Annotated in this window: 20 protein-coding genes and 2 tRNA genes; 18 read left to right on the plus strand and 4 right to left on the minus strand. The window is 61.2% G+C overall.

Features of this window, described 5'->3' with window-relative positions; translation table 11 throughout:
* Positions 1-45 precede the first annotated feature (45 nt).
* The 6 genes from AC2I9W_RS06380 (at position 46) to AC2I9W_RS06405 (ending at position 5,461) form a co-directional block, all read left to right on the plus strand.
* Entirely contained in the window at positions 46-753 is a 708-nt protein-coding gene (locus AC2I9W_RS06380) for a DsbC family protein (protein ID WP_486409173.1), read from the plus strand.
* Between the two features lie 93 nt (positions 754-846).
* A complete protein-coding gene (locus AC2I9W_RS06385; RefSeq protein ID WP_486409174.1) occupies positions 847-2,661 on the plus strand; it encodes a M61 family metallopeptidase in 1,815 nt (604 codons plus the stop codon).
* Between the two features lie 96 nt (positions 2,662-2,757).
* A complete protein-coding gene (locus AC2I9W_RS06390) occupies positions 2,758-3,537 on the plus strand; it encodes an enoyl-CoA hydratase (RefSeq protein ID WP_486409175.1) in 780 nt (259 codons plus the stop codon).
* A gap of 87 nt (positions 3,538-3,624) precedes the next feature.
* Positions 3,625-3,701: transfer RNA gene (locus tag AC2I9W_RS06395), tRNA-Met, on the plus strand.
* A gap of 138 nt (positions 3,702-3,839) precedes the next feature.
* Positions 3,840-3,916 (plus strand) — tRNA-Met (locus AC2I9W_RS06400).
* A gap of 375 nt (positions 3,917-4,291) precedes the next feature.
* Complete coding sequence (locus tag AC2I9W_RS06405) at positions 4,292-5,461, plus strand: MFS transporter (RefSeq protein ID WP_486409302.1); 1,170 nt, start codon at positions 4,292-4,294, stop codon at positions 5,459-5,461.
* 56 nt (positions 5,462-5,517) lie between these two features.
* On the opposite strand, the gene AC2I9W_RS06410 is transcribed toward AC2I9W_RS06405, so the two are convergent.
* Complete coding sequence (locus AC2I9W_RS06410) at positions 5,518-6,429, minus strand: LysR family transcriptional regulator (protein ID WP_486409176.1); 912 nt, start codon at positions 6,427-6,429, stop codon at positions 5,518-5,520.
* A gap of 179 nt (positions 6,430-6,608) precedes the next feature.
* Between AC2I9W_RS06410 and mdlC the strand changes: the two genes are divergently transcribed.
* On the plus strand, positions 6,609-8,156 hold the full coding sequence (gene mdlC, locus AC2I9W_RS06415) for a benzoylformate decarboxylase (RefSeq protein ID WP_486409303.1): 1,548 nt from the start codon (positions 6,609-6,611) through the stop codon (positions 8,154-8,156).
* Positions 8,157-8,288: 132 nt separating this feature from the next.
* The gene (locus AC2I9W_RS06420) at positions 8,289-9,290 is read left to right on the plus strand and encodes a Bug family tripartite tricarboxylate transporter substrate binding protein (protein ID WP_486409177.1); all 1,002 of its coding nucleotides are present in this window, start codon (positions 8,289-8,291) and stop codon (positions 9,288-9,290) included.
* A gap of 83 nt (positions 9,291-9,373) precedes the next feature.
* Here the strand turns inward: AC2I9W_RS06420 and AC2I9W_RS06425 are convergent, their stop codons facing one another.
* Positions 9,374-10,249, minus strand: coding sequence for a TOBE domain-containing protein (locus AC2I9W_RS06425; RefSeq protein WP_486409178.1), 876 nt, complete (start codon positions 10,247-10,249; stop codon positions 9,374-9,376).
* Between the two features lie 97 nt (positions 10,250-10,346).
* On the opposite strand from AC2I9W_RS06425, the gene modA reads away from it, so the two are divergent.
* From modA to AC2I9W_RS06475, 10 genes are all read left to right on the plus strand, one after another.
* Positions 10,347-11,153 (plus strand): molybdate ABC transporter substrate-binding protein, encoded by an 807-nt coding sequence (modA, locus tag AC2I9W_RS06430; protein ID WP_486409179.1) that lies wholly within the window; start codon positions 10,347-10,349, stop codon positions 11,151-11,153.
* 116 nt (positions 11,154-11,269) lie between these two features.
* A complete protein-coding gene (modB, locus tag AC2I9W_RS06435; RefSeq protein WP_486409180.1) occupies positions 11,270-11,938 on the plus strand; it encodes a molybdate ABC transporter permease subunit in 669 nt (222 codons plus the stop codon).
* 110 nt (positions 11,939-12,048) lie between these two features.
* Positions 12,049-13,134, plus strand: a complete 1,086-nt coding sequence (modC, locus tag AC2I9W_RS06440) for a molybdenum ABC transporter ATP-binding protein (RefSeq protein WP_486409181.1) — start codon at positions 12,049-12,051, stop codon at positions 13,132-13,134.
* A 145-nt stretch (positions 13,135-13,279) separates the two neighbouring features.
* Positions 13,280-14,167 carry a formate dehydrogenase accessory sulfurtransferase FdhD gene (fdhD, locus tag AC2I9W_RS06445; protein WP_486409182.1) on the plus strand — a complete coding sequence of 296 codons (888 nt, stop codon included), beginning with the start codon at positions 13,280-13,282 and terminating at the stop codon, positions 14,165-14,167.
* 6 nt (positions 14,168-14,173) lie between these two features.
* The gene (locus AC2I9W_RS06450) at positions 14,174-15,181 is read left to right on the plus strand and encodes an ion transporter (protein WP_486409183.1); all 1,008 of its coding nucleotides are present in this window, start codon (positions 14,174-14,176) and stop codon (positions 15,179-15,181) included.
* Positions 15,182-15,251: 70 nt separating this feature from the next.
* Positions 15,252-15,677, plus strand: coding sequence for a hypothetical protein (locus AC2I9W_RS06455; protein ID WP_486409184.1), 426 nt, complete (start codon positions 15,252-15,254; stop codon positions 15,675-15,677).
* A gap of 178 nt (positions 15,678-15,855) precedes the next feature.
* The gene (gene miaB, locus AC2I9W_RS06460) at positions 15,856-17,184 is read left to right on the plus strand and encodes a tRNA (N6-isopentenyl adenosine(37)-C2)-methylthiotransferase MiaB (RefSeq protein ID WP_486409185.1); all 1,329 of its coding nucleotides are present in this window, start codon (positions 15,856-15,858) and stop codon (positions 17,182-17,184) included.
* Positions 17,185-17,372: 188 nt separating this feature from the next.
* The gene (locus AC2I9W_RS06465; RefSeq protein WP_486409186.1) at positions 17,373-19,685 is read left to right on the plus strand and encodes a hypothetical protein; all 2,313 of its coding nucleotides are present in this window, start codon (positions 17,373-17,375) and stop codon (positions 19,683-19,685) included.
* On the plus strand, positions 19,667-20,869 hold the full coding sequence (locus AC2I9W_RS06470) for a hypothetical protein (RefSeq protein WP_486409304.1): 1,203 nt from the start codon (positions 19,667-19,669) through the stop codon (positions 20,867-20,869). The genes AC2I9W_RS06465 and AC2I9W_RS06470 overlap by 19 nt, the downstream gene beginning before the upstream one ends.
* The gene (locus AC2I9W_RS06475; RefSeq protein WP_486409187.1) at positions 20,866-21,627 is read left to right on the plus strand and encodes a DUF1266 domain-containing protein; all 762 of its coding nucleotides are present in this window, start codon (positions 20,866-20,868) and stop codon (positions 21,625-21,627) included. Before AC2I9W_RS06470 ends, AC2I9W_RS06475 begins: the two co-directional genes overlap by 4 nt.
* Before the next feature lie 76 nt (positions 21,628-21,703).
* Here AC2I9W_RS06475 and AC2I9W_RS06480 read toward each other — a convergent pair whose 3' ends face one another.
* Together AC2I9W_RS06480 and ffh are read right to left on the minus strand one after the other, a co-directional pair.
* A complete protein-coding gene (locus AC2I9W_RS06480; protein ID WP_486409188.1) occupies positions 21,704-22,270 on the minus strand; it encodes a C40 family peptidase in 567 nt (188 codons plus the stop codon).
* Positions 22,271-22,557: 287 nt separating this feature from the next.
* The gene (gene ffh, locus AC2I9W_RS06485; protein ID WP_486409189.1) at positions 22,558-23,946 is read right to left on the minus strand and encodes a signal recognition particle protein; all 1,389 of its coding nucleotides are present in this window, start codon (positions 23,944-23,946) and stop codon (positions 22,558-22,560) included.
* Positions 23,947-23,998: the final 52 nt, after the last annotated feature.

A 23,998-nucleotide genomic window follows, 5' to 3' on the forward strand; every position in this document is an offset into this window, starting at 1 on the left:
ACCGATAGTCTCATCTTGCCGCTGCTGCGGCCTTGCAAATCCCCCATGAAACTTATTGCCTGCCTGCTGGCTTCTGTCAGCCTGACCTTCGGCCTGAGCGTCCATGCCCAGGATGCCAACCTCAAGAAAACACTGACCGAGCGCATTCCCCAGCTCGAAAAAATCGACGAGGTGCGCTCCACCCCCATGAGCGGTCTCTACGAAGTGCGTGTAGGCACCGACATTTTCTACACCGACGCCAAGGGCAACTATCTGATTCAGGGCGAGCTGATCGACACCAAGGCCAAGCGCAATCTGACCGAAGACCGCATGACCCAGCTGACGGCTGTGGACTTCAAGCAGTTGCCCATCAAGGACGCCATCACCATCGTGCACGGCAAGGGCGAGCGCAAGATGGCCGTGTTTGAAGACCCCAACTGCGGCTACTGCAAGCGCTTTGAAAAAGACCTGCAAAGCGTGGACAACGTCACTATCTACGTGTTCCTCTATCCCATCCTGAGCGCGGACTCGGCCGAGAAGTCGCGCAATATCTGGTGTGCCAAGGACCAGGCCAAGGCCTGGCAGGATCAGATGCTGAACAGCAAGAATGCACCGGCCGCGCAATGCGACCCTGCCCCCATCCAGCGCAATCTGGCATTTGGCCGCAAGTACAAGATCACCGGTACGCCCACTGTGATTTTTTCCAACAATGTGCGCGTGCCTGGCGCCATCTCGGCCGCCGAGGTGGAAAAGCATCTGGCCGCTGCCAAGTAATCTCTGTTTTATTGCCGGAGCAGCACGAGTCTGAAGCCCTTCAGTCGTGCTGCGACAGCCTCGCATGCTCCGGCCCGCATTTCTGGAGCTGCCATGTCCTCTGTTCTCAACGCATCCGGCATTCAGCCAAACATCCGCTACATCGTTCAGGCCAGTGCGGTCGATGCCCATCTTTTTGATGTAGAGCTGCATATCGCCCAGCCTGCCGCCCAGCAATTGCTGTCCCTGCCCGTGTGGATTCCAGGCAGCTATCTGGTGCGAGAGTTCTCCAAAAACCTGCAGGGGCTGACGGCCACCCAGAACGGCCAGAACCTGACCGTGGAGCAACGCAGTAAAAATCAATGGAAAATCGGCTGCAGTTCAGATACAGCCTGCACCATCAGCTATCAAGTTTGCGCATACGACACCTCGGTGCGTACCGCCTGGCTGGACCGCCGCCGTGGCTTTTTCAATGGCACCAGCCTGTGCCTGCGCGTGCATGGCCAGGAAGAGCAGCCCCATGCGCTGGAGGTCTTGAGCAGCCCCGCCACGCAAGGCTGGCAAGTGGCGACCGGACTGACGGCTGCCAAAACCGATGCCAACGGCTTTGGCCTCTACACCGCCGCCCATTACGACGAGCTGGTGGACTGCCCTGTGGAAATGGGCCAGTTCTGGCGCGGCAGTTTTACCGCTGGCGGCGTACCCCATGAGTTTGTGGTCGCAGGTGCCGCGCCCAGCTTTGATGGCGAACGCCTGCTGGCCGATACAAAAAAAATCTGCGAAGCCGAAATCGCCTTCTGGCACGCCGACGGCAGCCAGCCGCCCATGGACCGCTATGTCTTCATGCTCAATGTGGTGGACGACAACTATGGCGGACTGGAGCACCGCAACAGCACGGCGCTGATCTGCGGCCGCCGCGACCTGCCCCGTAAGGATGAAGCCAAGGCGACCGAGGGCTACAACACCCTGCTGGGCCTGATCAGCCACGAATACTTTCACACTTGGAACGTCAAGCGCCTGCGCCCATCCGAGTTCGCGCGCTATGACTACGAGCAGGAGAACTACACCGAGCTGCTGTGGTTCTTTGAAGGCTTTACCAGCTACTACGACGACCTCTTCCTGCGCCGCGCGGGCCTGCTGGACAACGCCCAGTACCTCAAGCTCATCACACGCACCATCAATCAAGTGCTGCAGACGCCGGGCCGCCATGTGCAGTCCGTGGCTGAGGCCAGCTTTGATGCCTGGGTCAAGTACTACCGTCAGGACGAAAACACGGCCAACCACACGGTCAGCTACTACACCAAGGGCTCGCTGGTGGCCCTGTGTCTGGATCTGGCACTGCGCAACAAGGGCAGCAGTCTGGACGATGTGATGCGCGGGCTGTGGCGCAAGACCGATGGCGGCCCCATCAGTGAAGCCGATGTGCTGGCCATGGTGAGCGAGCTGGGAAATGCCGAGATTGCAGACCAATTGCATGGCTGGGTGCATGGCCGGGACGAGTTGCCACTGCGCGAGCTGCTCGCCCAGCACGGCATCAACGCCAAGGTCGAACCTGCGCAACTGGCGCAGAAGCTGGGCCTGCGCGTTCAGGAAAGCCATAGCGTGCAGATCAAGACCGTGTTGCGCGGCGGAGCCGCCGAGCAAGCCGGCATGATGGCTGGCGACGAATGGCTGGCCGTCGAAGCAGGCAAGCAGCGCTGGCGCATTACCAAGCTGGATGATGTGCCGCTGTACGCCGCCGATGCCAAGCAGATCAAAGCCTGGGTGGCACGGGACCGACAGATTCTGGAGCTGACGCTGAGCCTGTCAGGCCCGCTCGCCAAAGCCGCCAGCGAAGGTGCAGATAGCGCCAGCACCATCAGCAATATGGGCCTGGAAATCAGCGACAAAGCCGCCGCAGAGCGCTGGCTGACGGGCTCTTTCGCCTAAACACATACGCCAGCCGCCGTCGCAGGGGCCCAGCCCAGCCTCTGCGCCAGCGGTTATTCTTGGCGACAACGATTCATTCTTTAGCAGGAGACAAACTTGGCCTACGAAACCATTGAAGTCCGCGTGGAAGCGGAAAAAGTCGGTGTCATCACTCTGAACCGTCCCAAGCAGCTCAACGCCCTGAACGACCAGCTCATGGACGAGCTGGGCGATGCGCTCAAGAAGTTCGACGCCGACAAAAGCATTGGCTGCATGATCATCACCGGCAGCGAGCGCGCCTTTGCCGCAGGTGCCGATATCGGCGCCATGGCCAAGTACAGCTTTGCCGATGCCTACGGCGACGACTACATCACCCGCAACTGGGAAGCGATTCGCAGCATCCGCAAACCCGTGATTGCCGCCGTAAGCGGCTTTGCACTGGGCGGTGGCTGCGAGCTGGCCATGATGTGCGACTTCATCATTGCCGCCGACAATGCCAAGTTCGGCCAGCCTGAAATCAAGCTGGGTGTGATCCCCGGTGCCGGTGGCACGCAGCGCCTGCCACGCGCAGTGGGCAAGAGCAAGGCCATGGACATGGCCTTGACCGGTCGCATGATGGACGCCCAGGAAGCCGAGCGTGCCGGCCTGGTCAGCCGTGTTGTCGCTTTTGACAAGATGATGGATGAGGCTCTCGGCGCCGCCATCATCATCAGCGGCTTCTCTCAGCTGGCCGTCATGGCCGCCAAGGAGTCGGTCAACCGCGCCTTTGAAAGCGGCCTGTCCGACGGCGTGATGTTCGAGCGTCGCCTGTTCCACGCCCTGTTTGCCACACAAGACCAGAAGGAAGGCATGGATGCGTTTGTGAACAAGCGCCCCGCCCAGTTCACCCATCAGTGATTCGCACTGCAGTCAGGCAAAGGTTTTTTCGCAAAAAATCCGGAATTTCTCTGAACCTGTGATTTTTTGCATATAATCGCTGTCTTCGGTCGTATAGCTCAGTTGGTTAGAGCGCAGCATTCATAATGCTGATGTCGCAGGTTCGAGTCCCGCTACGACCACCAAACAAAAAAACCGCAGTGTTTGCAAAAACACTGCGGTTTTTCTTTGGACCGATGAAATGCCTGATGCGTCATGCACCGTGCATAAACATCCCAGTTCGGCATCCGAGGTAATTTTTTCCTATACAATAGCGGACTGTCGGTCGTATAGCTCAGTTGGTTAGAGCGCAGCATTCATAATGCTGATGTCGCAGGTTCGAGTCCCGCTACGACCACCAAATACAAACCCCAGTTGCTCACGCAGCTGGGGTTTTCGCTTTTTACAGAGGCCACATTGCGCCGCCCTGCCCTTTCTGCCCTGCAGAAACCCGCGCAGATCGCGCCGCGCCATGCTCCCGCCGCTCAACTCTCCCCTTCAAGGACTTTTTCGTGCCCGTTGCACCCCCAGGATGCTGCACGCACGCTGCGTGCCCGCGCGCTGGTCTTACGCCCAGCGAGGGCCTGCTTTTTTCTGCAAAAGCAGGTGCACTGGCTCCAAAAGTTCGTCTTCGCTCAAGGACTCTCCCGTGACCACACAAACCACAGGCACCGTGGCAGGCACAGCCGCGCCCGCCGCTCCAACAGAAGTCAACGGATACAGCTGGAAAGCACTCATGGGCTCGGCCGTCGGCTATGCCATGGACGGCTTTGACCTGCTGATTCTGGGCTTCATGCTTTCGGCAATTTCAGCCGACCTCAATCTCACACCCGGTCAGGCAGGCTCCTTGGTGACCTGGACGCTGATCGGCGCCGTCTTCGGCGGCATCGTCTTCGGCATGCTCAGCGACAAGTACGGTCGCATCCGCGTGCTGACCTGGACGATTGTGCTGTTTGCCGTTTTCACGGGCCTGTGCGCCTTTGCTCAGGGATACTGGGATTTGCTGATCTTCCGCACCATCGCTGGTATTGGCCTGGGCGGCGAGTTCGGCATTGGCATGGCGCTGGCTGCAGAGGCCTGGCCCGCACGCCACCGCGCCCGCGTCTCCTCCTATGTCGCCCTGGGCTGGCAGCTCGGCGTGCTGGGTGCCGCTTTGCTGACGCCGCTGCTGCTGCCCTACATCGGCTGGCGCGGCATGTTCCTGGTCGGCGTGATCCCCGCCGTCGTGGCCTGGGTCATCCGCAACAAGCTGCATGAGCCCGAAGTATTTGTGGCCCGCAGCAAGAAGGAGCAGCCTTCGGCCATGCACTGCCTGAAGCTGCTGATGAAGGACAAGGCCACGCGCAAGATCAGCCTGGGCGTGATCGTGCTGACCTCGGTTCAGAACTTCGGCTACTACGGCATCATGATCTGGATGCCCAGCTTTCTGTCCAAGCAAATGGGCTTCAGCCTGACCAAGTCCTCCATGTGGACGGCCGTCACCATCGTCGGTATGTCCATCGGCATCTGGGTCTTTGGCCAGCTGGCAGACCGCATCGGTCGCAAACCTACGTTCCTGCTTTTCCAGGTCGGCTCCGTCATCTCCGTGCTGACTTATTCACAGCTCACCGATGCCACCGCCATGCTGTGGGTCGGCGCACTCATGGGCATGTTTGTCAACGGCATGATGGGCGGCTACGGCGCCGTCATCAGCGAGGCCTACCCCACCGAAGCCCGCGCCACGGCACAGAACGTGTTGTTCAACATCGGCCGCGCCGTGGGTGGTCTGGGCCCTGTCGTCATTGGTGCGCTGGCCATGGCTTATTCCTTCCAGGTCGCCATCGCCCTGCTGGCCGCCATCTATGTGCTGGACATGCTGGCAACCGCCTTCCTGATTCCCGAACTCAAGGGCAAAGAGCTTCAATAAAGATAGCTTCAACCGCAGACTATAAAAGCGCCAGAGCCTTAAAAGCCTAGCGCTTTTTAGTTTTCACAGCGCTGCTGAAAAACTGCGCTGACCAAAGCTCTCAGCCATTGATTGGCCGGTTCCTGCGCAAAGCGCCAGCTCCAGTGCAGAGAAACATCAAAAGCACTCTCTGGCAGATCGGCCTGCAGCATCACATAGCCGCCCTGGCGCATAAAGGTCTCGGCAATCTCGGCCGGCATGATGACGGCCAGATCCGTCTGGCGCACGATGGTGGGCACGGCCATGAAGTGGGCCGCAGACAAGCGCACTCTTTGCTGCAAATCCAGCGTGCGCAGAATGCGCAAAGTCTCCGAGTGCGATCTCACTGCCACATAGTCCAGACGGCGCAGATGCTTGTGGCTGAGCTGCGGGCCCACCAAGCCCTTGAGCACAGGATGCTCCTTGCGCAGCAGCACCGCATAGTGATCCGACAGCAGCACCTCTTGCTGCGTTCCTGTGACACCAGGCAAAAAACCAATCGCGATGTCGAGAGTGCCCCGGTCCAGCGCATCGGCAATCTCGCCCATGGGCACGGGCAGGGTCTCCAGCTGCACATTGGGCGCTTGCTCACGCAGTGCCTGCATCAATGACGGCAGAAACCGGGCCTCTCCAATATCACTGAGGTGGATGCGAAAGCGCTTGTGCGCCTGTAAGGGATCAAAAGTGTGTGCCTCGGCCAGCGCAACTTCCAGCGTTGCCATGGCGGTACGCACGGCAATGGCAAGGCGCTCGGCTCTGGGCGTAGGCCTCACCCCGCCATGCATGCGCTCAAACAACGGATCACCCAGCACTTGCCGCAGCCGAGTCACCGCCTGACTGGCTGCCGGCTGAGACAGCCCCAGCTCCTGAGAAGCACGGCTGACGCTGCCATGGCGAAACACGGCATCAAAGACACGCAACAGATTGAGATCCAGGCCAGATATATCCATAAAACGAATATCTCTTAGATGATTTATTCAATTGCTGGAAATTATGCCCTCATGCAAGATGACTTTCAGAAGCGCTCCAGTCCGTGAAGAGTGCCCATTCAAGGAAACAGACCGTGCAAGCTACCTCTCAAGCCGCCACCCCGTCCGAGCACTACACCGTGCGTCACGCCGTCATTGACATGCTGCGCGAGCTGGGCATGACGCGCATCTTTGGCAACCCCGGCTCGACCGAGCTGCCGCTGTTTCGCGACTACCCCGAAGATTTCTCTTACGAGCTGGGCTTGCAGGAAACCGTGGTCGTGGGCATGGCCGACGGTTATGCCCAGGCCACACGCAATGCCAGCTTTGTGAACCTGCACTCTGCTGCCGGTGTCGGCCATGCCATGGCCAATATCTTCACGGCCTTCAAAAACCGCACTCCCATGGTCATCACAGCAGGTCAGCAAGCCCGCTCGCTGCTGCAGTTCGATCCGTTTTTGCACGCACGTGATGCCACCGAGCTGCCCAAGCCCTATGTGAAGTGGAGCTGTGAGCCTGCACGTGCCGAAGACGTACCCCAGGCACTGGCCCGCGCCTACTACATCGCCATGCAGGAGCCACGCGGCCCGGTGTTTGTCTCGATTCCCGCCGATGACTGGGATGTTCCCTGCGAGCCCGTCACGCTGCGCCAGGTGGGCTTCGAGGCCCGCCCCAACCCGCAAGTTCTGTCGGCCATGGGTGATGCGCTCGATGCAGCCCAATCTCCCGCTTTTGTCGTAGGTGCAGCCGTCGATCGCGCCGGTGCCTGGGATGCCGTGGTGGCGCTGGCCGAGCGCCATCAAGCGCGTGTGTTTGTTGCCCCCATGAGCGGCCGTTGCAGCTTCCCCGAAGACCACCCGCTGTTTGCCGGTTTTCTGCCCGCCATGCGCGAGCGCATCGTCGAGCTACTGGGCAGCTATGACAAGATTTTTGCGCTGGGTGCCGCCGCCTTCACCTATCACGTCGAAGGTGCGGGTCCCTTCATCCCGACAAGTTCCGAACTGTTCCAGCTGATTGACGATCCTGCCATTGCCGCCTGGGCTCCTGTGGGCACAGCCGCCGTGGGCAATATCCGCCTGGGCCTAGAGGAGCTTCTGGAGCGCCCCAAAGTCACCGAGCGCCCGGCCCCCGCACGCAAGCCCGCGCCTTCTGTGCCTGCAGCACCCGCAGACGGCGAGCGCATGTCCGTGGCCTACGCCATGCACACCCTGGCCAACGTACGAGACCCGCACAGCATCATCGTGGAAGAAGCCCCCAGCTCACGCCCCACGATCCAGACCTATCTGCCCATCTTTCATAGCGAGACCTTCTTCACCATGTGCAGCGGTGGCCTGGGCCACAGCATGCCTGCAGCCGTGGGCGTTGCCCTGGCCAAGCCTGAGAAAAAAGTAATAGCAGTCATCGGTGACGGCTCGGCGATGTACGCCATTCAGGCACTGTGGAGTGCGGCCCATCTGCGCCTGCCCATCACCTTTGTGATTCTCAAGAACCGCCGCTATGCGGCACTGCAGGATTTCTCCAAGGTCTTTGGCTACCGCGAAGGTGAAAAAGTCGAGGGCACAGAGCTTCCGGACATCGACTTTGTGGCCCTGGCCAAGGGCCATGGCTGCGACGGCATCCATGTGGAAGATGCCGCACAGCTGGCCCAGGTGCTGCAAGACGCTATTGCTCACCCTCGCCCCATCGTCGTCGAAGTTGAAGTGGAGTAACAAGCTCCCCCTGAGTCGCTTCGCGCCTTCCCCCAAAGGGAACGACATCTTTGCTTCGAGGCGGCTCTTGCTGGATGTCCCCTTGAAGGGGCATGGCACCGTCAGCAACCATCAATAAACAAGGAGACAAACATGGCCCCCAAGCCTTCCATCAACCGCCTGCGCCGCATCGGCCTGGCCGCCATTCCAGCTTTGCTGGCAAGCAGCTTTGCCCTGCCTGCTGCGGCAGCGGACAAATGGCCGGAGCGCCCCATCCGCCTGATCGTGAACTTCGCCCCTGGCGGTGCGGCCGATGTGATGGGCCGTGCGATTTCGCCCACCATGAGCCAGGTCCTGGGTCAATCCGTGGTCGTGGACAACAAGCCTGGTGCCAACGGCAACATCGGCATTGCCGAGACCGTGCGCTCGCCCAAAGATGGCTACACGCTGCTGCTGAGCAGCGGCGGCGGTATCAGCATCAATCCGATGATCTACAGCAAGCTGCCCTTCAACCCCGAAAAGGACTTGATTCCTGTCGCTGCGGTGGCGCGGGTGCACGTCTTTCTGGAGACCAACCCCAGCCTGCCCGTGAGCAATGTGCAGAACTTCATCAAGCATTTGCAAGCCAATCCCGGCAAGCTCTCCTATGGTTCGCCCGGCCCCGGCAGCTCGCCCCACCTGGCCGGTGAAATGTTCAAGCGTGCCGCCAAGGTCAATGCCACCCACATCCCCTACAAGGGTGCCGGCCCGGCTTTGACCGACGTACTCAGCGGTCAGCTCCAGTACTGGTTCGATCCAGGCCCCGGCCTCAAGCAGGTGGAAGCCGGCAAGCTCAAGCTGCTGGCCATTGGCAGCCCCCAGCGCTCGCCGCTATATCCCAACGTCCCCACGCTGGCTGAAAGCGGGCTGCCCGGCTTTGATGCGGACACGCTGTTCGGCATCTACGCACCTGCAGGCACCCCCGCCCCCGTGATCGATGCAGTGCGCGCCAGCGTGCTCAAGGCCTTGGAGCAAAAGAATGTGATCGATGTATTGCAAGGCCTGGGCTCCACGCCCGAGCCCCGCATGAGCCGTCAGGAGTTTGTGGACCACCATGCCAAGGAGCGCACCCGCTTTGCGCCGCTGATCAAGGAGATCGGCCTGAAGGTGGACTGAAAAATCATCGTCTCAACGTGGGAGTCCGGGGTTTCCGGGCACTCCCTTTCGGCCGCCCGTCTGCAAAGACTGGCGGTCTTTTTTTACTGGGAAGCCACGGCCACCACCACAGCGGACTCTGGCACCTCCAGCCAGACCTGATCGTCGGCCACCAAACCACTCATGGCAGGAGCAAAGCCGACAATCTGCGCTCCCCAGCCCAGCTTGCAGATGGCCTCATCCGAAGCATTCGTATCGCCCACCGCGGGTGCTGCTCCATAAGTGGCACGTTGCACCACGGCTGGCCAGAGATTGATGCTCTGGCTTGAAGCGGCAGGCTTTTCCTGCCCCAGCCAGACCTTGACAGCCGTGGCCTTGCACAGCGCCAGCACGGGGACGCCGGGCGCAAGCCCCAGCAGTTCATAACTCTCGGGCGTGATGCGCGCAGCAATGGTCCAGTCAGAGCCCGCATCGCTTGCCGCGCGCAGCCAGACCCGAATCTGTCCGCCGATGGACTCCACCTTGAGCACCACACAGGGCCACTGGTTGCGCATGCTGGTCATCAGACCCAGGTTGGGGTGCGTGCCCCCTGGCGTGCCTGACTGCATGCGCTGCAGCAGCTCCGTGCGCAGCCGCATCATGGCTTCTGCGGCATACAGCAACTCTTCGCCCGCAGAGGTGATCTGTGCGCCACCGCCTCCCGCGCCGCCCACACTGCGCTCGACCAGGGGCACCCCAGCCAGGTTGGTCAGAGTATCAATCGCCTGCCAGGCCGCCTTGTAGCTCACCCCCACGTCACGGGCTGCCTGGGAGATGGAGCCGCTTTGCGCAATACCGCGCAGGATGGCGATGCGACGGTCGGCCATGTCATAGCCCAGCGCCTGAGAAACCGAATCGGACGACAGCCCGCTCCCCTGCGCCGCCTCTTCGTCGCGGGAGATATCCAATTGTTCTTGTTCGAAATTTTCTGTATCTGACATAGGCCGCCATCATGCCCTGACAAGCAATTGCCTCGCTCGACCTCAGTTGTTCATTCACGCTACACTCGCTATTCCATTAATGAATAACGAGACTTCAATGACTCAGTTCACTGCCCGTTACACACGCTTTTCGTTTCAACAGGTTCGCTCCGTAGCCGTGATTGCGACCGTGACCAGTTCGGCTGTGCTGAGCCTGTGGGCCACCCAGGCCCAGGCCGCTGAAGTGACGGTTGCCGTGGCCGCCAATTTCACGGCTCCCATGAAGAAGATCGCAGCCGAGTTTGAAAAGGACACTGGCCACAAGGCAGAGCTGTCCTTTGGTGCCACTGGCAAGTTCTACGCCCAGATCAACAACGGCGCGCCGTTCGGCATCTTGCTGGCGGCCGATGACACCACACCCGAAAAAATCGCAAAGGAAGGCAAGGGCGTGGCCGACTCGCGCTTTACCTACGCCATTGGCACGCTGGTGCTGTGGAGCCCCAAGGCCGGGTATGTGGACGACAAGGGAGAAGTGCTCAAGACCGGCGACTACAAACATATCGCCATCGCCAACCCCAAGCTGGCCCCCTACGGCACGGCTGCCATGGAAGTTTTAACGAAGCAAGGCCTGACCGCGCAGCTGCAGCCCAAGGTCGTCATGGGCGAGAACATCGCCCAGACCTACCAGTTCGCGGCCTCGGGCAATGCCCAGCTGGGCTTTGTGGCGCTGTCGCAAGTCATGGAAAACGGCAAGATCCGCGAAGGCTCGGCCTGGCAGGTTCCTGCCAATATGCACGAGCCCATCCGTCAAGATGCCATCGTGCTCAACAGCGCCAAGGACAACGAAGCCGCTGCCGCCTTGATGAAGTACCTGCGCAGCCCCAAGGCGCACGAGATCATTCGCTCCTACGGCTATAGCTTCTAACTCTTGTTTCCCATTGGTTTGAGGCTGATTTAGCTTCAAGCCTTTCGTCTCAATCGTCCGCTCTGCCCTTGGTGCCACTCGGCTAAGCTGGGACACCAAGGGATTTTTTTGACCTCATGCAACTGAACGCCGAAGACTACGCAGCCATTCTGCTCACGCTCAAGCTTGCGAGCGTGACCACGCTGCTGCTCATGCTGCTGTGCACGCCGCTGGCCTGGTGGCTAGCCCACACCCGCTCACGCTGGCGCGGTCCGATTGGTGCCATCGTTGCGCTGCCGCTGGTACTTCCGCCTACCGTGATCGGCTTTTACCTGCTGGTCACCATGGGCCCCAACGGACCCATCGGCCAGCTCACACAGGCCCTGGGCCTGGGCAATCTGCCCTTTACCTTTGCCGGACTGGTCGTCGGCTCACTGATTTACTCCCTGCCCTTTACCGTACAGCCACTGCAGCGCGCATTCGAAGCCCTGGGTTCTCGCCCTATGGAAGCGGCCGCCAGCCTGGGGGCCAGTCCCCTGGATCGCTTTCTTACCGTGGCCGTGCCGCTGGCGCGCCCTGGCTTTATCACCGCTGCCGTGCTGACCTTTGCGCACACCGTGGGCGAGTTTGGCGTGGTGTTGATGCTGGGCGGCAATATTCCCGGCGTCACACGCGTGGTCTCGGTGCAGATTTACGACCACGTGGAAGCCATGGAGTACGGCCACGCCCATCTGCTGGCCGCCGGCATGGTGGTGTTCTCCTTCCTCATTCTTCTGACCTTGAACTGGCTGCAGCCGAAAAAATGACCCCCACGCTTGCTTCACTGGCGTGTAGCTGCTGCCCCCCCCAAGGGGTCCCGACCGGCTGCGCCGGTTTTCGCCTTGGGGCGGCCCGGCGGCAAAAACATCGGGTAATCATGAGCACTCTGAACTTCATACAAGCGCGGCTGCAACTCACCCGCGCCGACTTTTCTCTCGATGTCGACCTGAAACTGCCCGGCCATGGCGTGACTGCCTTGTTCGGCCCCTCCGGCTGCGGCAAGACCACCTGTCTGCGCAGTCTGGCGGGCCTTGAGCGTGCACAGGGCCGCGTTACCGTCAACCAGCAAGTCTGGCAGGACGACGAGCACAGGCAATGGGTGCCCACGCATCAGCGCGCCCTCGGCTATGTGTTTCAGGAAGCCAGCCTGTTTGCTCACCTGTCGGTGCAAAAGAACATCGACTATGGCTTGAAGCGCACCCCTGACGTCCGCCGCAAGGTCTCCAAAGAAAAAGCGGTGGAGCTGCTGGGCATAGGCCACCTCATGGATCGCATGCCCATCACACTCTCGGGCGGCGAGCGCCAGCGCGTAGCCATTGCCCGAGCTCTCGCCACCAGCCCAGAAGTGCTGCTGATGGACGAGCCGCTGGCCGCGCTCGATGCCCAGCGCAAGGCCGAGGTTCTGCCTTATCTGGAGCAGTTGCAGCGCCACCTGCAGATTCCCGTCATCTACGTCAGCCACTCCATGGACGAAGTCGCGCGACTGGCGCAGCACATGGTGCTGCTCAGTGCCGGCCGGGTTCAGGCCCAAGGCCAGGTCACTGAGCTGCTGTCCAGCCTGGATCTGCCACTGGCCCATGGCGACATCGCCTCCAGCGTAGTCCACGCCACAGTGCAAAGCCACGATGCAAGCGACCACCTGAGCACGCTGAGCTTTGATGGCGGGCAGCTTCAACTGGTCATGGCCCGCCCCCGCGAGATCGGCACCCAGGTTCAGCTGCGCGTGCAGGCTCGTGACGTCAGCCTGAGCCTGAGCCAGCCCGAGGGCAGCAGCATTCTCAATATCCTGCCCGCACAGATTCTGGCCTTGCGCGAGGACGGTCCAGGCCAGACCATGGTGTCGCTGCAGGCGGGCAGCACCCGGCTGCTGGCACGCATCACCCAGCATTCCGCCAAGGCCCTGCAACTGCAGGCCGGCATGCTGGTCTATGCGCAGATCAAGGGTATGGCGTTGCTAGATTAGCCCCCTGAGCGGCTTCGCCGCTTCCCCCTAAGGGGGACGACGTCCTCGCTGCGCGGCGGCGCTTGCTCGACGTCACTCGCCTATGCGCTGCGACAGTTTTAGCCGCGCTTGCGCTTTGGCTTAGACAGATCACTATCATCGGCCCATGACCGAATCTGCCTGCCCTCTGCCCTCGCTTGAACCTCTGCCAGCGCTGCAAAGCCATGCCGTGGAGTTTCACAACGGTGGGCAGACAGAGGCGCAGCAGCGCGTGCTGGCTGCGGAAGTGCCGATTGCGCTGGTCTTCAACGGCATCTCGCACGCCGTGATGATGGGCTCGCCCGGCGATGTGCAGGACTTTGCTCTGGGCTTTGCGCTGACCGAAGGCATCATCGACAGCGCTGCGGATTGCTACGGCATCGAATCGCACACCGTCTCCGCTGCCGCCGCAGGTTTGCCCGAAGGCATGGACGGCGTGGAAGTGCAGCTGGACATTGCCTCACGCTGCTTTGCACGCCTCAAAGACAAGCGCCGCAGCATGACGGGGCGCACGGGCTGCGGCGTCTGCGGCGTGGAGAGCTTTGCGGCACTGGATCTGTCGTTTGATGCCCTGCCCGCCCATGACTGGGTGCAGCGCGTGGATGCAGCCACCGTGCTCAAAGCCATTGACGCCCTGCCGCCCCACCAGATTCTGAACGCCGAAGCCGGAGCGATTCACGCCGCAGGCTGGGCCACGCTGAACGGCGAAATCACCGATGTGCTCGAAGACGTGGGCCGCCATAACGCGCTGGATAAATTGATCGGCCGCCTGGCGCGCACCGGCAGACTGGGCGAGCCGGGCTTTGTCGTGCTGTCCAGCCGCGGCAGCCACGAGCTGGTGCGCAAGTGCGCCAAGGTGGGCATTGCGGCGCTGGCCACCATTTCCGCGCCCACGGCCATGGGCGTGCGCATGGCCGAGCTGACCGGCCTGCGCTTCTGGGGCCTGTGCCGCCCGCCCAAGGCGGTGCTGTATGCAGCCGGCCCTGACACTCTTAACCCCTCCACGACCGCTTGAACTCCTATGACTCTCCATCTGCATGGGAACCCGTGGCTGTCGCTGCGTAAATTCTTCTACGACTATCTCCACGACGAAAAGAACGAGACCCGCCTCAGCAAGACCTTCAACTACCTGCTGATTGCCTTGATCATTGGCAATGTCATTGCGGTCTTGCTGGAATCCGTCAACGACATCTACAAATCCAACCAGCGGTTTTTTGATCTTTTCGAGAATATTTCCATCGTCATTTTTTCGACGGAATACATCTTGCGCTTCTGGTGCGTAGTCGAAGAAAAGCCACAGCAGCCCGCTTGGAAGACACGCTGGCAGTGGGTCACCAGCGGCGGCGCCATCATTGATTTGCTGGCCATCCTGCCCGCTTACCTCAACTTCTTTGTCCACATCGACCTGAGATTCCTGCGCATTTTGCGGCTGCTGCGCCTGCTCAAGCTCACGCGCTATTTCACCTCGCTGCAAATGCTGCTGCGCGTGATTGAAAGAGAAAAAGGCTCTTTCCAGGCGGTGATCTTCATCCTGAGCATCCTGATCGTCATGGCCGCCGCTGGCGTTTATGTGGTCGAGAACCAGGCCCAGCCCGATGTGTACAGCTCCATTCCCGCATCCATGTGGTGGGCCGTGGTGACCTTGACCACCGTGGGTTATGGCGATGTCACGCCCATTACCCCGCTGGGGCGGGCGCTGGGTGCGGTGATCACCATCCTGGGCCTGGGTCTGGCAGCGCTGCCGGCCGGTATTTTGGCCACCGGTATTGCCAATGAGCTGGAGACGCGCAAGCAGGAGATATTTCTGAAATTTCAGGAGCTGCTTCACAGCCAGAAAATTGATTTGCTCAGCGACAAAGAGCACATCGAAGAAATTCGCTTGCAAGTGGGCCTGACGCCCGAGCAAACCCAGGACATCGTGCTGCAGCTGATTCGTGAGCAAAAAGAGCAGGCCCTGGCGGAAAAGCGCCATCACTACTGCTTTTGCCCGCACTGCGGCAATCGCCTGCCCGAAGACAATCCCAGTTGAAATGGTCGAGTGCGGCGATGATGGCGACAGAACTTCGTAGAATCCCGGCTCCAGCCCCTGGATATACACCATGAATCGCTGCACCACTTCTTCTCTGCGCCCCTCTCTCAGCCGCCGCCTTCTCGGCTCAGCCCTGCTGGCTGCGGCCGCCAGCGCCAGCCTGCAGGCACAGGTGACACTGGCCCAAGGCCTGCCATCCAACGACACGCGCAACTTTCCGCCCTCGGCGATGTTTGGCGAGCTCACCATCACCAACTTCCCGGAAGTGGCCATCAACGGCACGGCCATCCGCACCACGCCCGGCTTTCGCCTGTTCAGCCAGGAACGCACGGTCGTCTTTGCGCACAACTACGCAGGCCAGAAGATGCTGGTCGGCTATGTGATCGAGCCGCAGACCCAGGGTCTGCACACGGCCTGGATTCTGACGCCCGCCGAGATCGAAAAATACAAGCCGATTCAGCCGCGCACCCTGCTGCAGCGCGTGTTTGGCAGCTGAGTTCAGCCCCGCTGATTGCTATTGATTTCAAAGCTGCTTGCGCACGTGGCGCAGGCACTTCAATGCCTTTTCTATTCCAAATCAAAGTCTGACAAGCGCTAGCCGCTATGACTTTGCAATGAATTTGTACCTGGCTTGCTGCAAGCCATACACCCCCTACAAGATACAAGAGCCCCCCATGAGCAAAAAAGTCTTCATTAAAACCTTTGGCTGTCAGATGAACGAGTACGACTCGGACAAGATGGCCGACGTGCTGGGCGCGGCCCAGGGCTACGAGCCCACGCAGGACGTGGAAGAGGCCGATCTGATTCTGTTCAACACCTGCTCGGTGCGCGAAAAGGCGCAGGAAAAAGTGTTCAGCGATCTGGGCCGTATTCGCCACCTCAAGGAAAAAGGCGTGCTCATCGGCGTGGGCGGCTGCGTGGCCAGCCAGGAAGGCGCCGAAATCATCAAGCGCGCACCGTTTGTGGACGTGGTCTTCGGCCCCCAGACCCTGCACCGCCTGCCCGAGCTTTTAAATCAGCGCGCCGCCAAGGCCAAGCCCCAGGTCGATATTTCCTTCCCCGAGATCGAAAAGTTCGACCATCTGCCGCCCGCGCGCGTGGAAGGTGCATCGGCCTTTGTCTCCATCATGGAAGGCTGCTCCAAGTACTGCAGCTACTGCGTCGTGCCCTACACACGCGGTGAAGAAGTCAGCCGCCCGTTTGAAGACGTGCTGGTGGAAGTCGCCGGCCTAGCCGACCAGGGCGTGAAAGAAATCACGCTGCTGGGCCAGAACGTCAACGCCTACTTGGGCAAGATGGGCGACACCACCGAGATGGCCGACTTTGCGCTGCTGCTGGAATACGTGGCCGAGATTCCCGGCATCGAACGCATTCGCTACACCACCAGCCACCCCAACGAGTTCACGCCGCGATTGATCGAGGCTTACGCCAAGATCCCCAAGCTGGTCAGCCACCTGCACCTGCCCGTGCAGCACGGCAGCGACAAGATTCTGATGGCCATGAAGCGCGGCTACACGGCTATGGAATACAAGAGCACGATCCGCAAGCTGCGCGCCATTCGCCCCGATCTGGCCATGAGCAGCGACTTCATCGTGGGCTTCCCCGGCGAGACCGAGGAAGACTTCCAGAAGATGATGAAACTCATCGACGATGTGCGCTTTGACAACAGCTTCAGCTTTATCTTCAGCCCCCGCCCCGGCACGCCTGCTGCCAATCTGCACGATGACACGCCGCACGAAGTCAAGCTGCGCCGCCTGCAGGAGCTGCAGGCCGTCATCAACAACAACGTGCGCGAGATCAGCGAAGAGCGCGTGGGCACGGTGCAGCGCCTGCTGGTCGAAGGCGTGAGCAAGCGCGACGGCAGCGAGCTGATGGGCCGTACCTTCTGCAACCGCGTGGTCAACTTCCCCGGCAACGAGCGCCTGATTGGCCAGATGGTGGATGTGAAGATCACCGAAGCCAAGGCTTACACCCTGCGCGGCGAAGTGCTCGTCAAGGACTGAATACGCAGCCGTTCAAAATAGCGGCTCCTGTCAAGCCTGCCTGCAATGCTGCGGCAGGCTTTTTTGTGCCCGACTGCGCAGTGCGTAACAAGAAGTGACTCCCCGTTGCTTGCCTGAAACTGGCCCAATCCCCCGCTAGGATGGCGGTCTATTGGGGCCAAGCTGCCTCGGATTTTGATCTGGACACCATGAACCAAACTGCTGCACTTCAGGGCGACGCACTGTACGCCCTGCTCGACCAGGCTCAAGAGCTGCTGAACAACTACGACGAAGACGACTCCACCCACATCAGTCGGGAAGAGCGCGTGGCGGCAGCCACCGAGCTGATGGGACAGCAAAGTTTTGCACCGGCCAATGTGCTGGAGCTGGAGCGGGTTCATGATTTCTGGCTGTTTCTGGAGCAGCCCCAAGCCGCCAATGCCCTGCTGCAGCAACACAGGGACGCCGCAGTATCCGGCACCGATGATCTGGGCACAGACGAGGCCGCGCTGCGCCTGAGCCTGAGCGATATTCAAAGCCGCATGGGCTTTGACCCGGAAGGTGCCCGCACCTTGCTGGCTCCCACGGCCCAAGCCATTGCGCAGTTGCCCGAAGAGGTGGATAGCGACAACTACTGGCACGGCTGGCACTGGATGGCCTCGCAGCTGCAGGCCTGGCAAGCTGCTGCCACCGGCCTGCAACTGCAGCGCGAGCAAGAGCGCCGCAATCCCGATCTGGCAGAAGATGCCGCCTATCTCGACGCCATCTTGCTGGCGCGCAAGGCAGAGCTGGCTCACAAAGGCGGCAGCAGCAGCGAGGCCGCCAGCCTGGCGCAAAACGCCATCAACACATTGCGTGATGCCGCCCCCGATCAGCACGTGGACTTTGACCGCTGGATGACGCTGGCAGACCATGTGCTGCCTCTGGCACCGCAAAGCCTACCCGCACTGCTCATGGCGTGCGAGCAGCAACTGAGCCGCCAGGAAGACCCGCCGCCCTCCCAGGCCGTCAAGGCCCATCGCCAGGTCAGGATCGTGCGCCTGCAGGCGCAGGCCTGTGCGCAGGCCGGCCAGATCGAAGCGGCCCTGCAACTGGCGCCGCAAGGGCACTTTGGCCTGACCGATGACCAGGGATGCCCCTTCTCCTCCCAGTATCTGGAATGGCTGGTGCAGGCCGGGCGCCTTGATGAAGCTGCTGATCTGGCGCTGGAAAACACGCTGCACGCCCGCCCCGTTGTCGCCGTCACCGCCTACCACCTGGCCCGCCAGCGTATTGATACCGACCCGGCTCGCTCCATCACCTGGGCACTGATCCTGGCCATGGGCGGCATCGACGAAGACATGCGCCAGCTGTTGGCGCAAGAAGAGCTGGCCGCCCACCCGCCAGAGTTCTACATGAATATGGTGCGCGCCGCCCAGCCTCAGCACCCGGTGCTGGCGGCCATCGAAGGCATGAAGTGGGCCCAAAAACGCAAGATGGAACTGGCCCTGCCGCTGCTGGAGCAGTCGGTAGGCCAGCACCCCGAGTTTGCCGACACCGACAAGCTGCCCGCCCTGTGGGCCGCCCGCTTTGCAGTTTTGCCTCTGGAAGAAGCGCTGGCCCGCCCCTTCCCCGAGTCCCATGGCGGCCACTGGTGCTATGCAGCAGGTGTCGTCCTTGATGATGAGGACGATCTGGCACGGCTGATGGGCGGCAAGAAAAAAGTGCCTTCGCAAGAAGTGCGCAACCCGCTGGTGGTGCGTTACTACGAAGAAGGCCTGCGCCGCTTCGAAAACTTCTGGGCCACTGGTCAGGGCCGCTTCAAGGATGCCGACCTGCATGTGTACTCCATGCTCTGCAACAACCTGGCCATCAAATACCGCTTCATGGGTCGCTACGACGAAGCCGCAGCGCTGCACCAAAAGGGGCTGGACAGCAGCCCGTTTGCCGAGCATCAGGATGGTTTGCTCTGGTGCGCCATCGGCAAGGACGATGATGCCGAGATCGTCGCGCAGGCCGAGCGCCTGTGGCACTTTTCGCAAGAGTACGGCTACGGCCGCCATGAGCCGACCACCTACTTCTCCACCGTCGCGCTGTCGCTGTACAAGCTCGACCGTGACGACGAGATCAGCATCTGGATGGAGCGTCTGGATCAGTGGTTCAACGACCTCGATGAAGACGAACAACCCGACAACCGACGCAACTACCTGGCATCCCTGATGTCCATGCTGGACTTTTTCTCCAGCACCCGACCCGAGCTGGTATTGCCGCGCCTGCGTGCGCACCAGGATGAAGTCATCGCCTTGCGCGACTGCTACCCGCTGCGCCGCCTGGCCTGTGCGCTGGAAGCCTACCCCGAACTGCTGGAAGAGTCCCTCGCCCTCCATCAGCAGGCCCAAAGCTATCTGGACAAGGATGATGACGAAGACGAGCGACGCATGACCGCACAAGGCGTTGAGCGCGCCCAGCGCAAAATTGCCGAGCGCGATGCAGCGGCCAGCGCTCCTGCATCCGGCCGCAAACCCTGGTGGAAATTCTGGTGAATCAGACCGTCGACAAATCCCAGCCTGCCCCCGCGTACAAGGCACGTGATGTGGTCAACGCCCCGGCGATCAAGCAGCGCATCAAAGAGCGTAGCGCCGCGCGCGAAGACGCCCCCGATGTCGCCGCCTGGCTGGGCAACCATTTCTATCGCCATGTAGTGGGCAACCTGCAGGCCGACGAGCCTGCGGTACAGCGCATTGCCGATGCACAGCAATTGCAGGAGCTGCTGGGCCGCCAGGAGCCACCCGCCTGGGCACTGGAGCGCCTGGCCCGCCAGCGCGCCGGGTTTGAGCTGCCCGACCTCTGGTGGGTACAACCCGACAGCGCCGCCGTGCTGGCGCTGGAGACGCGCCTTGTGGAGTTTCTCTCCACCCGCAAGGGCACCTCGCTGGAAGGCAAGCTGCAGCGTGTGAATGCCCCGCAGGCACTGGCACGCTGGACGCTGGAGCACCTGGCCTTCGAGAAAAAGCAAAGCAGCGGCCGCGTGGAGCACAGCAAGGAAGCCGTGCACGGACTGCTGCGCGGCCAGCACGGCACCTTTGTGGAGTTTGATGGCAAAAGCCCACAAGTGCGCCAGGAAATGGCCTATGAGAGCCAGATGATGGGCCACTGCGTGGGGCAGTTTGCCAATCGCAAATCCTTCAGCGGCGGTTATGGCGAGCATTACGCAGAAGGCCTGGAAGCGGGCCGCATGCGCCTGTTCAGCTACCGCACGGGCACGGCCCAGCCGCGCATCACCGTCAACGCCTATGTGCAAAAAGACGGCGCTTTGCAGATCGAACAGATCAAGGGCAAGCAAAACCGTCCCCCCATTGCACGCTATGCGCCCGATGTGGTGGCCTTGCTCAACCACCTGCCGCTCAACGACGAAGTCCCCAGCGACGCCATTGCCATGGGCATTGTGCGCCGCCCTGCCGATGTGCTGCAGGCCCATCCAGAACTGACGCCATGGTGCTCGGTGCAGGAGCTTCAAAGCGATGCCGAGCAGCTGTGGCTGATGCAGCAGCACCCTAGCCTGCTGGCCCAGCTCGAGCTGAAGTCGCCACTGATGCAATGGATGGCCGCCGCCCGCAAGGAGTCGCTGGGCAGTGAAGTGATCGAGCGCATGCCCAAGTCAAGCGCCCTTGAGCAAACCTTGCAGCTGGCCCGCAAGCGGCCCGCCCGCACCAGGAGCAGGATATGAGCAGCTGGTTGATGCTGATCCTCGTGCTCACGCTGATCTGGAATGGCTGGACCAAGCTGGCCATAGCGGTGGCGCTGCTCTTCTGGATTGTGCGCAGCAGCCTCAAGCGCATCAACGCCGCCAAAGCCCGTGGCGACATGGTCAGTTACCAGGCCGGCAGCCCAGAGCACAACTGGGCACTGGCCCTGGCCCACCCCATGGCCTATCACGCCATGCAGGGCGGCTTTGCCAGCGACCTCGATGGTGCCTCTGATGCGCTGGCCAAACAGCTGCGCCCCATGATCCTGCACCACCTGGGCCTGCGCACCGACCTCGGCGACGAGCAGGTGCGCCAGCAATTGCCTGACGCCCTGCGCCAGCGCTGGTTCATGCTGGACCTGCAACGCCTGCAGCGCAGCGACGATCCGCGTGCCGCCATGGCCTTTGCCTGTGCCCGTGTGACCTTCTTTGTGCGCTGCGCCCGCCTGCTGGACTGGATTGATGAAGAAGCACAGTGGCAGGTGCTGATGCTCAACGCCCAGCGTGCCCAGCAATGCTTTGACAGCTGGCTGGCCTTTGGCCAGGCCTATGCCCAGGGCCGGGCGCAATGGACCGCCACCGGACGCAGTGATGTGCTGGGCATCGGCTTTACCGCCGAGGAAGTCGCGCAATGGGTGACCGAAGAGCAGCACCCATGGCATGCGATGGACTGGAATCTGCCACTGGATGCGCCAGAGGCAGCCTCCTCTAATTCGACAGCAAAAATGGCTGCTGCCTAAGCGCGCATAAAGCGCTTGCCGCTATCAAAAACAAAGGGACTGCCTAGCAGTCCCTTTTTTATCGACGCCATGCCGCTCAGGCAAAAATGCTGCGAGCCTCGGTAAATCGCTTGGCAAAGTACACGTTGTCCATGCGCACGCGTTGTACGGTGCCGCCGCTGGACGGCGCATGCACAAACTGGCCGTTGCCCACAAAAATCCCCATGTGCGAATAGCGCCCGCCCAGCGTGTTGAAAAACACAAAATCGCCGCGCATCAGATCGCGTCTGCCCACCGGATTGCTGGCCTTGGCCCATTGCGCCGTGGTGCGTGGCAAGCGCTGCTCGGTAATGCCGCCCACCGCCCACTGAATCAGGCCGCTGCAGTCAAAGCCGCCCTCGGGGGAATTGCCACCATAGGTGTAAGGCGTGTTGACCACCAGCATGGTGCGCGCCAGCAGGGACTCGCGCAACTCGCCATCCAGGCTCAGCGCACTCGCGGAATTGGCCCCGGTGCCGCTTTGCGCAGCAGGTTTGGGTTTGTGCCGGGTGGTGGAACAGCCGGCCAGCACCGCCATCAGAGAACCCGCCAGCAACAGCGCACCGCGGCGCTCCAGATCAAGAGGCCGACCTGCCTCGACCAAAGTCCTGTCTTCTCGCTTCATGAGGCAGCATGTTCTCAGAAAGCCCGTGGCGCATCTACCTTTAGCCCTGCCCTTCTGCGCTTTCTTACAAAAAAGTGAGCTGCTTGCGCTCATGAAACCTTGGCTTCAGATGCATTTCGCATCCAAATCCATCAGCAACAAACGCAAGCAGCTCACTTTTTATAGATCACTGATCTCAAACCAAGCAGACCTCAACTCAGGGACAGCAAGCAAGGGACGTCCCGCAGCGATGCTGTCGTCCCCCTCCCGAAGAGAGAGGGGGAAGGCGCGCAGCGCCTCAGGGGGAGTTAAAAGGGCAACTTTGGCATCCCGCCGCCCATCATCCCCTTCATGGCTTTCATGCCGCCCATCTTCTTCATCATCTTCATCAGACCGCCGCCCTTGAACTTTTTCATCATGGTCTGCATCTGCTCGAACTCCTTGAGCAGGCGGTTGACTTCCTGCACCTGCACGCCAGCGCCGTCGGCAATGCGCTTCTTGCGCGTGGCCTTGATGAGGGCGGGGTGCTTGCGCTCCTTGAGCGTCATGGAGCAGATGATGCCTTCCTTGCGCTTGATCTCACGCTCGGCCTTGTCCATATCGACCTGACCGGCCTTGCCTGCCAGCTCGGCAGGCAGCTTGTCCATCAGCTGGGAAAGACCGCCCATCTGCTTCATCTGCTGCAGCTGCGCCAGGAAGTCGTTCAGATCAAAGCCGTCGCCGCTTTTGAGCTTCTCGGCCATCTTCTGCGCGGCTTCCATGTCCACGCCTTTGGTGACCTGCTCGACCAGGGCCACGATGTCGCCCATGCCCAGCACGCGCTGTGCGTGGCGGTCCGCGTCAAAGACCTCCAGACCATCGATCTTTTCCGAAACACCAGCAAACTTGATGGGCGCACCCGTGATCTGGCGCACGGACAGCGCCGCACCACCGCGCGAGTCGCCGTCGAGCTTGGTCAGCACGATACCCGTGAGCGGCAGTGCTTCCTTGAAGGCCTTGGCGGTATTCACCGCGTCCTGACCCTGCATGGCATCGACCACGAACAGGGTTTCGACGGGCTTGAGTGTGGCGTGCAAATCTTTGATTTCGGCCATCAGCAACTCGTCGATGGCCAGACGGCCGGCCGTGTCCACCAGCAGCACATCAAAGAAATGCTTTTTGGCGTAATCAATCGCGGCCACGGCGATGTCGTGGGGCTTCTGGTCGGGCGAGGAAGGGAACCACTCGGCACCGGCCTGCGCGGTCACGGTCTTGAGCTGCTCGATGGCCGCAGGGCGATACACGTCGCCCGACACGGTCAACACCTTCTTCTTGCGCTTTTCGATCAGGTGCTTGGCCAGCTTGGCCGTGGTGGTGGTCTTACCCGCACCCTGCAGACCCGCCATCAGAATGACGGCGGGCGGCTGGGCATTGAGATTGATGTCCGCAATGCCTTCGCCCATGGTCGCCGCCAACTCCTTGTTGACGATGGAGACCAGTACCTGGCCGGGCTGCAGCGAGCTGATGACTTCCTGACCCAGCGCTTTTTCCTTGACGCGGGCAATGAAGTCACGCACCACAGGCAGAGCCACGTCGGCTTCCAGCAAGGCCATGCGCACTTCACGCAGCATGTCCTGCACGTTGGATTCGGTAATGCGGGCCTGGCCACGCATCTCCTTGACGAGGCGCGAAAGTTTATCGGTCAGTGCGGAGGCCATAAGCAAAAAGCATTCGAAGTTGGACAGACAAGGACATACGCGAGCCAGCCAT

The sequence above is a fragment of the Comamonas sp. FUJ_7 genome (assembly GCF_057369555.1).

What these genes read in the sequence shown, in the direction of transcription:
- AC2I9W_RS06380 (WP_486409173.1), top strand. Translation starts at nt 46, where the DNA reads ATGAAACTTATTGCCTGCCTGCTGGCTTCTGTCAGCCTGACCTTCGGC.
- AC2I9W_RS06385 (WP_486409174.1), top strand. Translation starts at nt 847, where the DNA reads ATGTCCTCTGTTCTCAACGCATCCGGCATTCAGCCAAACATCCGCTAC.
- AC2I9W_RS06405 (WP_486409302.1), top strand. Translation starts at nt 4,292, where the DNA reads ATGGGCTCGGCCGTCGGCTATGCCATGGACGGCTTTGACCTGCTGATT.
- AC2I9W_RS06410 (WP_486409176.1), bottom strand. Translation starts at nt 6,429, where the DNA reads ATGGATATATCTGGCCTGGATCTCAATCTGTTGCGTGTCTTTGATGCC.
- mdlC (WP_486409303.1), top strand. Translation starts at nt 6,609, where the DNA reads ATGCTGCGCGAGCTGGGCATGACGCGCATCTTTGGCAACCCCGGCTCG.
- AC2I9W_RS06420 (WP_486409177.1), top strand. Translation starts at nt 8,289, where the DNA reads ATGGCCCCCAAGCCTTCCATCAACCGCCTGCGCCGCATCGGCCTGGCC.
- AC2I9W_RS06425 (WP_486409178.1), bottom strand. Translation starts at nt 10,249, where the DNA reads ATGTCAGATACAGAAAATTTCGAACAAGAACAATTGGATATCTCCCGC.
- modA (WP_486409179.1), top strand. Translation starts at nt 10,347, where the DNA reads ATGACTCAGTTCACTGCCCGTTACACACGCTTTTCGTTTCAACAGGTT.
- modB (WP_486409180.1), top strand. Translation starts at nt 11,270, where the DNA reads ATGCAACTGAACGCCGAAGACTACGCAGCCATTCTGCTCACGCTCAAG.
- modC (WP_486409181.1), top strand. Translation starts at nt 12,049, where the DNA reads ATGAGCACTCTGAACTTCATACAAGCGCGGCTGCAACTCACCCGCGCC.
- fdhD (WP_486409182.1), top strand. Translation starts at nt 13,280, where the DNA reads ATGACCGAATCTGCCTGCCCTCTGCCCTCGCTTGAACCTCTGCCAGCG.
- AC2I9W_RS06450 (WP_486409183.1), top strand. Translation starts at nt 14,174, where the DNA reads ATGACTCTCCATCTGCATGGGAACCCGTGGCTGTCGCTGCGTAAATTC.
- AC2I9W_RS06455 (WP_486409184.1), top strand. Translation starts at nt 15,252, where the DNA reads ATGAATCGCTGCACCACTTCTTCTCTGCGCCCCTCTCTCAGCCGCCGC.
- miaB (WP_486409185.1), top strand. Translation starts at nt 15,856, where the DNA reads ATGAGCAAAAAAGTCTTCATTAAAACCTTTGGCTGTCAGATGAACGAG.
- AC2I9W_RS06465 (WP_486409186.1), top strand. Translation starts at nt 17,373, where the DNA reads ATGAACCAAACTGCTGCACTTCAGGGCGACGCACTGTACGCCCTGCTC.
- AC2I9W_RS06475 (WP_486409187.1), top strand. Translation starts at nt 20,866, where the DNA reads ATGAGCAGCTGGTTGATGCTGATCCTCGTGCTCACGCTGATCTGGAAT.
- AC2I9W_RS06480 (WP_486409188.1), bottom strand. Translation starts at nt 22,270, where the DNA reads ATGAAGCGAGAAGACAGGACTTTGGTCGAGGCAGGTCGGCCTCTTGAT.
- ffh (WP_486409189.1), bottom strand. Translation starts at nt 23,946, where the DNA reads ATGGCCTCCGCACTGACCGATAAACTTTCGCGCCTCGTCAAGGAGATG.